Genomic DNA, 13,843 nt, shown 5'->3' with positions numbered 1-13,843 from the left:
CCCACAGGAGAATGCGGTCTCTGTGGGAGCTGGCTTGCCAGCGATGGGCCGCAAAGCGGCCCCGTTCAACGAAAACCGAGCGCCATTGGTGCGTTAGAAGCTATCGCCAGGCACGCGCACCCAGCCCTCCATCAGCACCCGAGCACTGCGGCTCATGATTGCCTTGGTCACGGTCCATTGCCCGTCCACCTGACGGGCCTCGGCGCCGACGCGCAACGTCCCGGACGGATGGCCGAAGCGCACCGCACTGCGTTCGCCACCGCCAGCGGCAAGGTTGACCAGGGTCCCGGGAATCGCCGCCGCGGTGCCAATGGCCACCGCCGCGGTACCCATCATGGCGTGGTGCAACTTGCCCATGGACAGGGCGCGCACCAGCAAATCGACATCGCCCGCACTGACCACTTTGCCGCTGGAAGCAGTGTAGGTGGTTGGTGGCGCAACGAAAGCGACCTTGGGCGTGTGCTGACGCCCGGCAGCCTGGTCGACATGTTCGATCAGCCCCATGCGTACCGCGCCGTGTGCGCGAATGGTCTCGAACCGTGCCAAGGCCGCCGCATCGCCGTTAATCGCATCCTGTAGCTCAGTGCCGGTGTAATCGAGGCTGGCGGCGTTGATGAAGATGGTCGGGATACCCGCGTTGATCAGGGTTGCCTTGAAAGTACCGACGCCCGGCACTTCAAGGTCATCGACCAGGTTGCCGGTGGGGAACATCGCCCCGCCGTCGCCATCCTCGTCGGCGGCCGGATCGAGGAACTCCAGCTGCACCTCGGCGGCCGGGAAAGTGACGCCGTCGAGTTCGAAGTCACCGGTTTCCTGCACCTCACCCTCGGTGATCGGCACATGGGCAATGATGGTCTTGCCGATGTTGGCCTGCCAGATGCGCACGGTAGCGATGCCGTTGCGCGGAACCCGATCGGCATCGACCAGGCCACTGCTGATGGCGAACGAGCCGACCGCAGCCGAGAGGTTGCCGCAGTTGCCGCTCCAGTCGACAAAGGCCTTGTCGATCGACACCTGGCCGAACAGGTAGTCGACGTCATGCTCGGGCTTGATGCTTTTCGACAGGATCACGGTCTTGCTGGTGCTGGACGTCGCGCCGCCCATGCCGTCGATCTGCTTGCCGTAAGGGTCGGGGCTGCCGATCACCCGCAGCAGCAGGGCATCACGGGCAGGGCCTGGGACCTGCGCCTGCTCGGGCAGGTCTTGCAGGCGGAAGAACACGCCTTTGCTGGTGCCGCCACGGATGTAGGTGGCGGGGATTTTGACTTGGGGTACGTGGGCCATTGCAGTTTTTCCTGATCTTTTCGTTTCGGCGAAAGGGCTGCGCAGCAGCCCCTTCTTCACTCAGGCCGTGCCTTCCAGGAAGTCCTGGGCAAAGCGCTGCAGCACCCCGCCCGCCTCGTAGATCGACACTTCTTCGGCGGTATCCAGGCGGCAGGTCACCGGCACCTCGACACGCTCGCCATTGCGCCGGGTGACCACCAGGGTCAGCGTGGCGCGTGGCTTGCGCTCGCCAAGCACGTCGTAGACTTCACTGCCATCGAGCTCCAGGGTCTTGCGGTCGGTCCCCGGCTTGAACTCCAGCGGCAGCACACCCATGCCCACCAGGTTGGTGCGGTGGATACGCTCGAAGCCTTCGGCGACGATCGCCTCCACCCCTGCCAGGCGCACACCCTTGGCCGCCCAGTCACGGGACGAGCCCTGGCCGTAGTCGGCACCGGCAACGATGATCAGCGGCTGCTTGCGCTGCATGTAGGTTTCGATGGCTTCCCACATGCGGGTCACCTTGCCTTCCGGCTCGATGCGCGCCAGCGAGCCCTGCTTCACGCTGCCATCGTCCTTGCGCACCATCTCGTTGAACAGCTTGGGGTTGGCGAAGGTGGCGCGCTGGGCGGTCAGGTGGTCGCCACGGTGGGTGGCGTAGGAGTTGAAGTCCTCTTCCGGCAGGCCCATTTTCGCCAGGTATTCACCGGCGGCGCTGTCGAGCATGATGGCGTTGGACGGCGACAGGTGGTCGGTGGTGATGTTGTCCGGCAGCACCGCCAGCGGGCGCATGCCGCGCAGCGTGCGCTCACCGGCCAGGGCCCCTTCCCAGTAAGGCGGGCGGCGGATATAGGTGCTCATCGGGCGCCAGTCGTACAGCGGCGCAACCTTCGGCCCCTTGTCCTCCTCGATAGTGAACATCGGGATGTACACCTGGCGGAACTGCTCCGGCTTGACCGAGGCGCGCACCACGGCGTCGATTTCTTCGTCGCTTGGCCAGATGTCCTTGAGGCGAATCTCCTTGCCGTCGACCACGCCCAGCACATCCTTCTCGATATCAAAGCGGATGGTGCCGGCAATGGCGTAGGCCACCACCAGCGGCGGTGAGGCGAGGAAGGCCTGCTTGGCGTAGGGGTGGATACGCCCGTCGAAGTTGCGGTTACCCGACAGCACGGCGGTGGCGTACAGGTCGCGGTCGATGATCTCCTGCTGGATCACCGGGTCCAGCGCACCGGACATGCCGTTGCAGGTGGTGCAGGCGAAGGCGACGACACCGAAGCCCAGTTGCTCCAGCTCCTGCTCGAGCCCGGCCTCCTTGAGGTACAGCTGCACGGTCTTGGAGCCTGGCGCCAGCGACGACTTGACCCACGGCTTGCGGGCCAGGCCGAGCTTGTTGGCGTTGCGCGCCAGCAGGCCGGCGGCGATCACGTTGCGCGGGTTGCTGGTGTTGGTGCAGCTGGTGATGGCGGCGATGATCACCGCGCCGTCCGGCATCTGCCCCGGCACCTCCTGCCATTGCCCGGCAATGCCCTTGGCTGCCAGGTCGCTGGTGGCCACCCGGGCGTGCGGGTTGGACGGGCCGGCCATGTTGCGCACCACGCTCGACAGGTCGAAGCTCAAGGTGCGCTCGTACTCGGCCTTGGCCAGGCTGTCGGCCCAGAGGCCTGCGGCCTTGGCGTAGGTCTCGACCAACTGCACCTGCTGGTCATCGCGGCCGGTGAGCTTGAGGTAGTCGATGGTCTGCTGGTCGATGGCGAACATCGCCGCGGTGGCGCCGTATTCCGGGGCCATGTTGGAGATGGTGGCGCGGTCGCCCAGAGTGAGCGCGCTGGCACCGGAACCGTGGAACTCCAGGTAGGCACCCACCACTTTCTGCTTGCGCAGGAACTCGGTCAGCGCCAGCACCAGGTCGGTGGCGGTGATGTTCGGCGCCAGGCGGCCGGTCAGCTCGACACCGACGATTTCCGGCAGGCGCATCCACGAGGCCCGGCCGAGCATCACGTTCTCGGCCTCCAGGCCACCGACGCCGATGGCGATCACGCCCAGGGCGTCGACATGCGGGGTGTGGCTGTCGGTGCCGACGCAGGTGTCCGGGTAGGCCACGCCGCGTTCGCTGTGGATCACCGGCGACATCTTCTCCAGGTTGATCTGGTGCATGATGCCGTTGCCCGGCTGGATCACGTCGACGTTCTTGAACGCCTTCTTGGTCCAGTTGATGAAGTGGAAGCGGTCTTCGTTGCGACGGTCTTCGATGGCGCGGTTCTTCTCGAAGGCCTGCGGGTCGAAGCCGCCGCACTCCACCGCCAGCGAGTGGTCGACGATCAGTTGCACCGGCACCACCGGGTTGACTGCGGCCGGGTCACCGCCCTTGTCGGCGATGGCGTCGCGCAGGCCGGCCAGGTCCACCAGCGCGGTCTGGCCGAGGATGTCGTGGCACACCACGCGGGCCGGGAACCAGGGGAAGTCGAGGTCGCGCTTGCGTTCGATCAGTTGCTCGAGCGATGCGTTGAGGGTGGCCGGATCGCAGCGGCGCACGAGGTTTTCGGCCAGTACGCGGGAGGTATACGGCAGGCCGTCGTAGGCGCCGGGCTTGATCGCCTCGACCGCGGCGCGGGCGTCGTAGTAGTCCAGGGCGGTGCCTGGCAGGGACTTGCGGAATTCGGTGTTCATAGCGAATCAGGCTCGGTCACGGTAATCGGAAGAATCCACCGCCCCTGTGGGAGCGGGCTTGCCCGCGAAAGCGTCGGTTAACGTGACACCGCTTTCGCAGGCAAGCCCGCTCCCACACGGGACGGGTTGCCTCTCTATTTCTTGTTCAGCGCTGTTCGATCGGCACGAACTGACGCTGCTCGACGCCTACGTATTCGGCGCTCGGGCGGATGATGCGGTTGTTGGCGCGCTGCTCGAACACGTGCGCGGCCCAGCCGGTCAGGCGCGAGCAGACGAAGATCGGCGTGAACAGCTTGGTCGGGATGCCCATGAAGTGGTACGCCGAGGCATGGTAGAAGTCGGCGTTGGGGAACAGGCGCTTCTGCTCCCACATGGTCTTGTCGATCGCTTCGGAGACCGGGTACAGCACCTTGTCACCCACTTCGTCAGCCAGCTGCTTCGACCAGCCCTTGATCACCTCGTTGCGCGGGTCGGACTCTTTGTAGATGGCGTGGCCGAAGCCCATGATCTTGTCCTTGCGCTCGAGCATGCGCAGCAGCTCGGCGGTGGCCTCCTGCGGGCTCTGGAAGCGCTCGATCAGTTCCATCGCCGCCTCGTTGGCACCACCGTGCAGCGGGCCGCGCAGCGAGCCGATGGCCGCAGTGATGCAGGAGTACAGGTCGGACAGGGTCGAGGCACACACACGGGCGGTGAAGGTCGAGGCGTTGAACTCGTGCTCGGCGTACAGGATCAGCGAGACGTTCATCACCTTGACGTGCAATTCACTTGGCTTCTTGCCGTGCAGCAGGTGCAGGAAGTGGCCGCCAATGGTGTCTTCGTCGCTGCTGCAGTCGATGCGCACGCCGTGGTGGGTGAAGCGGTACCAGTAGCACATCACTGCCGGGAACAGCGCCAGCAGGCGGTCGGTCTTGTCGTGCTGGGCGTCGAAGGTCAGTTCCGGCTCCAGGGTGCCGAGCACCGAGCAGCCGGTACGCATCACGTCCATCGGGTGGGCGTCGCGCGGGATGCGCTCGAGCACTTCCTTGAGTGCCTGCGGCAGGTCGCGCAGGCCCTTGAGCTTGCGCTTGTAGTCGGCCAGTTCGGTTTTGCTTGGCAGCTCGCCGTACAGCAGCAGGTAGGCGACTTCCTCGAACTCGGCGCCGGCGGCCAGGTCGCGCACGTCATAGCCGCGGTAGGTCAGGCCGGCACCGGCCTGGCCGACGGTCGACAGCGCGGTCTGCCCGGCCACCTGGCCACGCAGGCCTGCGCCACTGAGTACTTTTGCTTCGGCCATGGTGTTTCTCCTTTCTTGAATTTGTTATGGAAGCTGTCTGGCTAATTCGGGTGATTGCCTGTACTGGCCTCTTCGCGGGCAAGCCCGCTCCTACAGGGTTTGCACAGGTTCGGAATACTTCACAGACCCTGTGGGAGCGGGCTCACCCGCGAAGCGGCCTGCACGGGATCAGGCTTTTTTCTGGGCAAACAACGCATCGAGGCTCTGCTCGAAGGCGTGGTAGCCGATGGCATCGTAGAGCTCCATGCGGGTCTGCATGGTGTCGATCACGTTCTTCTGCGTGCCGTCGCGGCGCAGCGCGGTGTAGACGTTCTCGGCCGCCTTGTTCATGGCACGGAAGGCCGACAGCGGGTACAGCACCAGCGACACGTCCACCGAGGCCAGCTCTTCGGTGGTGTACAACGGCGTCGCGCCGAATTCGGTGATGTTGGCCAGGATCGGGGCTTTGACCCGGTCGGCGAAGGTCTTGTACATCGACAGTTCAGTGATGGCTTCCGGGAAGATCATGTCGGCGCCGGCTTCGATGCAGGCGGCGGCGCGGTCCAGGGCTGCGTTCAGGCCTTCCACCGCCAAGGCGTCGGTGCGCGCCATGATCACGAAGCTGTCATCGGTACGGGCATCCACCGCGGCCTTGATGCGGTCGACCATCTCCTGCTGGGAAACGATCTCCTTGTTCGGGCGGTGGCCGCAGCGCTTGGCGCCGACCTGGTCTTCGATATGGATGGCGGCGGCGCCGAACTTGCTCATCGACTTGACGGTGCGGGCGACGTTGAAGGCCGAGGCGCCGAAACCGGTGTCGACATCCACCAGCAGCGGCAGGTCGCACACGTCGGTGATACGGCGCACGTCGGTGAGCACGTCGTCCAGGTTGCTTATCCCCAGGTCCGGCAGGCCCAGGGAGCCGGCGGCGACACCGCCACCGGACAGGTAGATGGCCTTGAAGCCGGCGCGCTTGGCCAGCAGGGCATGGTTGGCGTTGATGGCCCCGACCACCTGCAGCGGATGTTCGGCGGCAACCGCGTCACGGAAACGCTGGCCGGGCGTGCTCTTCACTGTCATGACTCACCTCGTGGGCTATTGTTGTCGGCGCCTTGGTAGTGACGCTCGATATTGCGTTTGGACGCGCCGATGTGGCGGCGCATCAGGAGTTCTGCCAGCTCGCCGTCGCGGGCTTCGATGGCGTCGAGAATGCGGTGGTGCTCGGCAAAGGCCTGGCGTGGCCGGTTGGGCGTGGTCGAAAACTGGATGCGGTACATGCGCACCAGTTGATAGAGCTCGCCGCAGAGCATCTTGTAGAGGGTCTGGTTGCCGCTGCCCTGGATGATCCGGTAGTGGAAGTCGTGGTCGCCTTCCTGCTGGTAGTAGCCCTGCCCGGCCTGGAAGGCGGCATCGCGCTCGTGGGTGTCGAGCACATGGCGCAGCTCGTCGATGGCGGCCTGGCTCATGCGCTCGGCGGCCAGCCGGCAGGCCATGCCTTCGAGCGACTCGCGGATTTCGTAGAGCTCGATCAGTTCGGCATGGCCGAGCGACACCACCCGCGCGCCGACGTGTGGCACCCGCACCAGCAGGCGCTGGCCCTCCAGGCGGTGAATCGCCTCGCGCAGCGGGCCGCGGCTGATGCCATAGGTGCGTGCCAGCTCCGGCTCGGAGATCTTGCTGCCGGGCGCGATTTCGCCTTTGACGATGGCCGCCTGGATACGCCGGAAGACGTTTTCCGAGAGGGTCTCGGTCTCGTCCTGCAGGATGGGGGTGGCTTGGGCTGTGTCCAGCATGATTGTCGACACCTTCGCATTCAATGACGGCAAAACTAGCTAAACCGACCAGAAGAGTCAAAGACAAAAAGAACATTGTCGACAATTGTCTAATAACGAACTTACCGCTCCCCCGTGCGGTCTGATCGCGGGTGCGCTGGCGTCAACACATCGGCGTGATAGAATGCCGCGCTCCTTCGGGAGCATGGATACGCTGCCTGTCATCATTTCATGCTGATGGCAGGCCAATAGGGACGCTTGGCCAGTCGCCTTGCCCTGAACCCCGCACAGCACCGCGCCAGGATTATGAGACCCATACCCGCTTTATTGCTGCTCTGCCTGACTCTGCTGCCGGCCCTTGCGCCTGCGGTGGAGAAAACCGTCTACGGCCTGAACGAATACGCCCGCCTGGGCGACCTCGACCTGGAAGTGGCGGCCAAGCTCGATACCGGCGCCAAGACCGCCTCGCTCAGCGCCCGCGACATCAAGCGCTTCAAGCGCAACGGCGAGAGCTGGGTGCGCTTCTACCTGGCGATCGACGCCGCGCACAAGCACCCCATCGAACGCCCCCTGGCCCGCGTCAGCAAGATCAAGCGCCGCGCCGGGGACTATGACGTCGAGTCCGGCAAGGCCTACACCGCCCGCCCGGTCATCGAGCTCGATATCTGCATGGGCCAGACCCGGCGCACCATCGAGGTCAACCTCACCGACCGCAGCGCCTTCCAGTTCCCGCTGCTGATCGGTTCCGAGGCGCTCAAGCACCTGGATGCGCTGGTCGACCCAAGCCTTAAATACGCGGCCGGCAAACCTGCCTGTGCCACCGAAGTTTCCAAAGCAGAGTAACTCCGATGCGCTCTCTTACCCTTCACCTGAAAGTCCTGATCACCGTCCTGGTGTTGCTGGGCGTCGCGGTCACGGCCTACCAGATCTTCTTCCTGGGCATCCCGGTGACCGAGGACGAGACCGACGATCTGTGGAACATCGACGCCAAGGTCGAGTTCGTGGCCAGCACCAAGGACCCGGTCAAGGTGCAGATGTTCGTGCCCCCGCTCAACCGTGACTACGTCAGCCTGAACGAGAGCTTCATCTCCAACAATTATGGGGTGAGCGTCAACCGGGTCGACGGCAACCGCAAGGTGACCTGGTCGGCGCGCCGCGCCAGCGGCAACCAGACGCTGTACTACCGCCTGGTACTGACCAAGCGCTACAGCGCTGAAAAAACCAAGATCAAAGGCCCGACCTTCCGTGACAGCCTGGCTATCGAAGGCCCCGAGAAGCTGGCCGCCGAAGCGCTGATGGCGCCGATCCGCCAGCACTCGGCCGACGTCGAGACCTTCGTCGGCGAGACCATCAAGCGTGTCAACAATCTCAACGACGACAACGTCAAGCTGCTGCTGGCCGGCGACACCTCGACCATGAAGAAGGCGCAGATCATCGACCTGCTGCTGTCCATCGCCCACGTGCCGCTGGAGAAGGTACACACCATCCGCCTGGTGGCCGACACCCCGCAAACCCCTGAACTGTGGCTGCGCAGCTTCAACGGCAACGACTGGCTGTACTTCAACCCGGATACCGGCGAGCAGGGCCTGCCGAGCGACCGCCTGCTGTGGTGGACTGGCGATGACAACCTGATCACCGTCGATGGCGGCAAGAAGGCCAACGTCACCTTCAGCATGAACAACAGCGAGATGAACGCCATCCGCCTGGCCAAGCTGACCGACGAAAACACCGACGCCGACTTCCTCGAGTACTCGCTGTACGGCCTGCCGCTGCAGACCCAGCAGACCTTCATGATCATGGTGATGATCCCGATCGGCGTGCTGGTGATCCTGGTGCTGCGCAACCTGATCGGCATCCAGACCCTCGGCACCTTCACCCCGGTGCTGATCGCCCTGGCCTTCCGCGAGACCCAGCTGGGCTTCGGCATCATGCTGTTCACGGTGATCACCGCGCTGGGCCTGTCGCTGCGCTCGTACCTTGAGCACCTCAAGCTGCAGATGCTGCCGCGCCTGTCGGTGGTGCTGACCTTCGTCGTGGTGCTGATCGCCGCCATCAGCCTGTTCAGCCACAAGCTGGGCCTGGAGCGCGGGCTGTCGGTAGCGCTGTTCCCGATGGTGATCCTGACCATGACCATCGAGCGCCTGTCGATCACCTGGGAAGAACGCGGCGGCAGCCATGCCATGAAAGTGGCCATTGGCACCCTGTTCGCAGCGTCCCTCGCCCACTTGCTGATGACCGTGCCGGAGCTGACCTACTTCGTCTTCACCTTCCCGGCGGTACTGCTGATCCTGGTGGGCTTCATGCTGGCGATGGGTCGCTACCGCGGCTACCGCCTCACCGAGCTTGTGCGCTTCAAGGCTTTCCTGAAGAAGGCTGACGCCTGATGTTCGGCCTGATCAAGACGTGGAAAGCCCTGGAGGCCCGGGGCATCATGGGTATCAACCGGCGTAATGCGGACTACGTACTCAAGTACAACAAACGCAGCCTGTACCCGATTGTCGACGACAAGATCATCACCAAGGAGCGCGCGCTGGCGGCCGGCATCCATGTGCCGGAGATGTACGGCATCATCGAGACCGAGAAACAGATCGAGAAGCTCAACGAGATCATTGGTGATCGTACCGACTTCGTCATCAAGCCGGCACAGGGTGCCGGCGGCGATGGCATCCTGGTGATCGCCGACCGCTTCGAAGAGCGCTACCGCACGGTCTCCGGCAAGATCATCAGCCATGAGGAGATCGAGCATCAGATCTCCAGCATCCTCACCGGCCTGTACTCGCTGGGCGGGCACCGCGACCGCGCGCTGATCGAGTACCGGGTTACCCCGGATCAGATCTTCAAGAGCATCAGCTACGAAGGTGTGCCGGACATCCGCATCATCGTGCTGATGGGCTACCCGGTGATGGCCATGCTGCGCCTGCCAACCCGCCAGTCCGGCGGCAAGGCCAACCTGCACCAGGGCGCCATCGGTGTGGGGGTCGACCTGAGCACCGGGATGACCCTGCGCGGTACCTGGCTGAACAAGATCATCAGCAAGCACCCGGACACCACCAACGCGGTGGACGGTGTGCAACTGCCGAACTGGGACGGCTTCATGAAACTCGCCGCCAGCTGCTACGAGCTGTGCGGCCTGGGCTACATCGGCGTGGACATGGTGCTGGACCAGGACAAGGGCCCGCTGATCCTCGAGCTCAATGCCCGCCCCGGCCTGAACATCCAGATCGCCAACGACTGCGGCCTGACCCAGCGCACCCATGCCATCGAGGCGCACATCGAGGCACTGGCCAAAGAAGGCCGTACCGAGAGCGCCGAAGAACGGGTAAAAGTGGCGCAAGGTTTGTTCGGGCACGTGCATCCGCAGTGATGCTCATTATCAGGGGGCAAGTCGCAGCGGCGCGCCAATGCGACTTGCCCCGTGATAACCCCCAAGGCCCTGCACAACATGTGAATGTCGCTGCCAGTGCTAGGCGCATTTCCTACACAGGTCTACAATCGCCCCCTCGCTTTTTCATCGCCGTCCATTCTGATGCCGACCTGTACGCTCCACCCCCTGCCCTACCAGCCCGACCCCGCGCACTACTTCGCACGCCTGCGTACAGCGCCCGGCGCGATCCTGCTCGACAGCGCCCGCCCCAGTGCCGAACGGGGACGCTTCGACCTGTTCAGCGCCTGGCCGCTGCAGCACCTGCAGGCATACGCGGCAGAGCCGGGCCAGGCCTACCTGCAGAGGCTGCGCAGGGCACTGGCGGAGCTGGGGGCGGCGCAGCTGCCCGACGGCGTGGAGCTGCCCTTTGCCGGCGGCCTGATCGGCTACCTGAGCTACGACTTCGGCCGCCGCCTGGAGCAACTGCCCACCCAGGCGGCCGATGACCTGGGATTGTCGGACGCACAGCTTGGCCTGTATGCCTGGGCACTGGTCAGCGACCATCAAGCACGCACCAGCCAATTGGTGTTCCACCCCAGCCTGCAAGCCGCTGAGCGGCAGCGCCTGATCCAACTGTTCGAAGCGCCCGCCCAGGCCGACAGCGGCGTATTCACGCTGCTCGCGCCCATGGCTGGCGACCTGTCCGCAGCGCAATACCGCGCGGCGTTCGACAAGGTCCAGCAGTACATCCAGGCGGGCGACTGCTATCAGATCAACCTGACCCAACGCTTTCGCGCGCCCTGCCAGGGCGACCCGTGGCACGCCTACCAGGCCCTGCGCGCCGCCTGCCCGACGCCGTTTTCCGGCTTCCAGCAGCTGGATGCCGGCACGGCGCTGCTGAGTTTTTCCCCGGAACGCTTCGTGCGCGTTAGCCAGGGCGATGTGGAAACCCGCCCGATCAAGGGCACCCGGCCGCGCTGCGCCGACCCGGTTGCAGATGCGCGCAACGCTGCCGAATTGCTGGCCAGCCCCAAGGATCGTTCAGAGAACCTGATGATCGTCGACCTGCTGCGCAACGACATCGGCCGCACCTGCCAGATCGGCTCGGTGAAGGTGCCGGAGCTGTTCAGCCTGGAGAGCTACCCCAATGTCCACCACTTGGTCAGCAGCATCACCGGGCGCCTGGCACCCGGCAAAGACGCACTCGACCTGATTGGCGGCAGCTTCCCGGGTGGCTCGATCACTGGCGCGCCGAAGATCCGGGCGATGCAGATCATCGATGAACTGGAGCCCGCTCGCCGCGCACTGTATTGCGGCTCGCTGCTGTACATCGACGTGCGCGGCGAGATGGACAGTTCCATCGCCATTCGCAGCCTGCTGGTCAAGGACGGCCAGGTCAGTTGCTGGGGCGGCGGCGCGGTGGTGGCTGATTCCGACTGGCAGGCCGAGTATGAGGAATCGATCGCCAAGGTGCGGGTACTGCTGGAGACGCTGCAGGCGCTGTGAGGCATCGCGGAGCGTCTGTTCTGCCATTTTTTGTTACCATCAGATCACTACGAGCGCATAGCGCCACTCACCCGATGGAAACCGCCTGATGAGCCAACCCTTCGACGTCGCCGCCCTGGCCGCGACCTATGCCAGCAAGTCCCCGCAGGAGATCCTCAAGCTCGCCTTCGAACACTTCGGCGACGACCTGTGGATCTCGTTCAGCGGCGCCGAAGACGTGGTGCTGGTGGACATGGCCTGGAAGCTGAACAAGCAGGTCAAGGTGTTCAGCCTCGACACCGGGCGCCTGCATCCGGAAACCTACCGCTTCATCGACCAGGTGCGCGAGCACTACAACCTGCCGATCGAAATCCTCAGCCCGGACCGCGACAAGCTCGACCCCTTCGTCCAGCAAAAAGGCCTGTTCAGCTTCTACAAGGACGGCCACGGCGAGTGCTGCGGCATCCGCAAGATCGAGCCGCTGCGCCGCAAGCTGGCCACGGTCAGCGCCTGGGCCACCGGCCAGCGCCGCGACCAGAGCCCGGGCACCCGTAGCCAGGTGGCGGCACTGGAGATCGACAGCGCCTTCTCCACCCCGGAGCGCACGCTGTACAAGTTCAACCCGCTGGCACAGATGAGCAGCGAGGAAGTCTGGGGCTACATCCGTATGCTCGAGCTGCCCTACAACAGCCTGCATGAGCGCGGTTTCATCAGCATCGGCTGCGAACCGTGCACCCGCCCGGTACTGCCGAACCAGCATGAGCGCGAGGGGCGCTGGTGGTGGGAGGAGTCGACACAGAAAGAATGCGGGCTGCACGCGGGCAACCTGATCAGCAAAGCCTGAAAGCCTGAAGCAGCTGTAAGTTTCTAGCTGCAAGCCAAAAGAAAAAAGAGCAGTCCGTACGCGGCCTGCTCTTTTTTCTTGGCACTTGCAGCTAGAAGCTTGCAGCTGCGTTCAATGTACGGGCAGCTCGACGCCTTCGAACAGCTCTTCGAGCTCCTGCTTGTTGTGGCACTGGATGGCCTTGGCCATGACTTCGCGGGTCAGGTGCGGGGCGAACTTCTCGATGAAATCGCACATGAAGCCGCGCAGGAAGGTGCCGCGACGGAAGCCGATCTTGGTGATACTGGCCTCGAACAGTTCGCTGGCATCCAGGCACACCAGGTCGCTGTCGAGCTTGGGGTCGACCGCCATCTTGGCCACGATACCCACGCCCAGGCCCAGGCGCACGTAGGTCTTGATCACGTCGGCGTCGGCGGCGGTGAACACCACCTTGGGCGTGAGGCCGCGGTGGTTGAAGGCTTCGTCGAGCTTGGAACGGCCAGTGAAGCCGAATACATAGGTAACGATCGGGTACTCGGCCACCGCCTCGAGGGTGAGCTTCGGCAGCTTGGTCAGCGGGTGCCCCTGAGGCACTACCACACAGCGGTTCCACTTGTAGCACGGCATCATGATCAGGTCGCCGAACAGCTCGAGTGCCTCGGTGGCGATGGCGAAATCGACGGTGCCGTCGGCGGCCATCTCGGCGATCTGCATCGGCGAGCCCTGGTGCATGTGCAGGGCCACTTCAGGGTACTGCTTGATGAAATTGCTGATCACCGGCGGCAGTGCGTAGCGCGCTTGCGTGTGGGTGGTGGCGATCGACAGGGTGCCCTTCTTCTCGTTGGAGAATTCCTGGGCGATCTGCTTGATGCTCTCGACCTTGCGCAGGATCTCGCCGGCGGTGTTGATGATGCGCTCACCGGCTGGGGTGACCCGGGTCAGGTGCTTGCCGCTGCGGGCGAAGACTTCGACACCCAGCTCGTCTTCGAGCAGGCGGATCTGCTTGCTGATACCGGGTTGGGAGGTGTACAGGCTTTGCGCCGTCGCGGAAACGTTGAGGTCATGGTGCGCCACTTCCCAGATGTAGCGCAGTTGCTGAAGCTTCATAGATATCCCTCAAAGACGGTAGGCCACCGGCGCGCTGGCAGCGACGAGTTATAACTATATTAGTGGCTTGGGAAATAAATCTAGAACTATTTTGTTACCTTTGCCCG

11 protein-coding genes are annotated in these 13,843 nt (G+C 64.2%); 5 read left to right on the top strand and 6 right to left on the bottom strand.

Annotated features, from left to right (window positions below; all coding sequences use genetic code 11):
- Positions 1 to 93: 93 nt before the first annotated feature.
- From prpF to L6D77_RS00670, 5 genes are all read right to left on the bottom strand, one after another.
- The gene (prpF, locus tag L6D77_RS00690; RefSeq protein ID WP_232879895.1) at positions 94 to 1,284 is read right to left on the bottom strand and encodes a 2-methylaconitate cis-trans isomerase PrpF; all 1,191 of its coding nucleotides are present in this window, start codon (positions 1,282 to 1,284) and stop codon (positions 94 to 96) included.
- 60 nt (positions 1,285 to 1,344) lie between these two features.
- Positions 1,345 to 3,933, bottom strand: a complete 2,589-nt coding sequence (acnD, locus tag L6D77_RS00685; protein ID WP_232879896.1) for a Fe/S-dependent 2-methylisocitrate dehydratase AcnD — start codon at positions 3,931 to 3,933, stop codon at positions 1,345 to 1,347.
- Between the two features lie 145 nt (positions 3,934 to 4,078).
- A complete protein-coding gene (gene prpC, locus L6D77_RS00680) occupies positions 4,079 to 5,206 on the bottom strand; it encodes a bifunctional 2-methylcitrate synthase/citrate synthase (RefSeq protein ID WP_232879897.1) in 1,128 nt (375 codons plus the stop codon).
- Positions 5,207 to 5,374: 168 nt separating this feature from the next.
- Positions 5,375 to 6,265 carry a methylisocitrate lyase gene (gene prpB / locus L6D77_RS00675; RefSeq protein WP_153785912.1) on the bottom strand — a complete coding sequence of 297 codons (891 nt, stop codon included), beginning with the start codon at positions 6,263 to 6,265 and terminating at the stop codon, positions 5,375 to 5,377.
- Positions 6,262 to 6,978: a GntR family transcriptional regulator gene (locus L6D77_RS00670; RefSeq protein WP_232879898.1), complete on the bottom strand. Its 717-nt coding sequence runs from the start codon at positions 6,976 to 6,978 to the stop codon at positions 6,262 to 6,264. The genes prpB and L6D77_RS00670 overlap by 4 nt, the downstream gene beginning before the upstream one ends.
- Positions 6,979 to 7,263: 285 nt before the next feature.
- On the opposite strand from L6D77_RS00670, the gene rloA reads away from it, so the two are divergent.
- The 5 genes from rloA (at position 7,264) to L6D77_RS00645 (ending at position 12,650) form a co-directional block, all read left to right on the top strand.
- Positions 7,264 to 7,800 (top strand): retropepsin-like aspartic peptidase RloA, encoded by a 537-nt coding sequence (rloA, locus tag L6D77_RS00665; RefSeq protein WP_232879899.1) that lies wholly within the window; start codon positions 7,264 to 7,266, stop codon positions 7,798 to 7,800.
- Positions 7,801 to 7,805: 5 nt separating this feature from the next.
- Positions 7,806 to 9,341, top strand: coding sequence for an osmotic stress tolerance membrane protein RloB (gene rloB / locus L6D77_RS00660; protein ID WP_232879900.1), 1,536 nt, complete (start codon positions 7,806 to 7,808; stop codon positions 9,339 to 9,341).
- Positions 9,341 to 10,321 carry an alpha-L-glutamate ligase-like protein gene (locus L6D77_RS00655; protein WP_232879901.1) on the top strand — a complete coding sequence of 327 codons (981 nt, stop codon included), beginning with the start codon at positions 9,341 to 9,343 and terminating at the stop codon, positions 10,319 to 10,321. Before rloB ends, L6D77_RS00655 begins: the two co-directional genes overlap by 1 nt.
- Positions 10,322 to 10,483: 162 nt before the next feature.
- Positions 10,484 to 11,827, top strand: coding sequence for an aminodeoxychorismate synthase component I (gene pabB / locus L6D77_RS00650; protein ID WP_232879902.1), 1,344 nt, complete (start codon positions 10,484 to 10,486; stop codon positions 11,825 to 11,827).
- A gap of 88 nt (positions 11,828 to 11,915) precedes the next feature.
- On the top strand, positions 11,916 to 12,650 hold the full coding sequence (locus tag L6D77_RS00645; protein ID WP_232879903.1) for a phosphoadenylyl-sulfate reductase: 735 nt from the start codon (positions 11,916 to 11,918) through the stop codon (positions 12,648 to 12,650).
- 111 nt (positions 12,651 to 12,761) lie between these two features.
- Here L6D77_RS00645 and cysB read toward each other — a convergent pair whose 3' ends face one another.
- Complete coding sequence (gene cysB / locus L6D77_RS00640; protein ID WP_011533140.1) at positions 12,762 to 13,736, bottom strand: HTH-type transcriptional regulator CysB; 975 nt, start codon at positions 13,734 to 13,736, stop codon at positions 12,762 to 12,764.
- Between the last annotated feature and the right edge of the window lie 107 nt (positions 13,737 to 13,843).

Source organism: Pseudomonas parasichuanensis (assembly GCF_021601385.1).
Taxonomy (GTDB): domain Bacteria; phylum Pseudomonadota; class Gammaproteobacteria; order Pseudomonadales; family Pseudomonadaceae; genus Aquipseudomonas; species Aquipseudomonas parasichuanensis.
The sequence above is the reverse complement of the archived record's forward strand: the minus strand, read 5'-3'. Positions and strand labels throughout refer to the sequence as shown.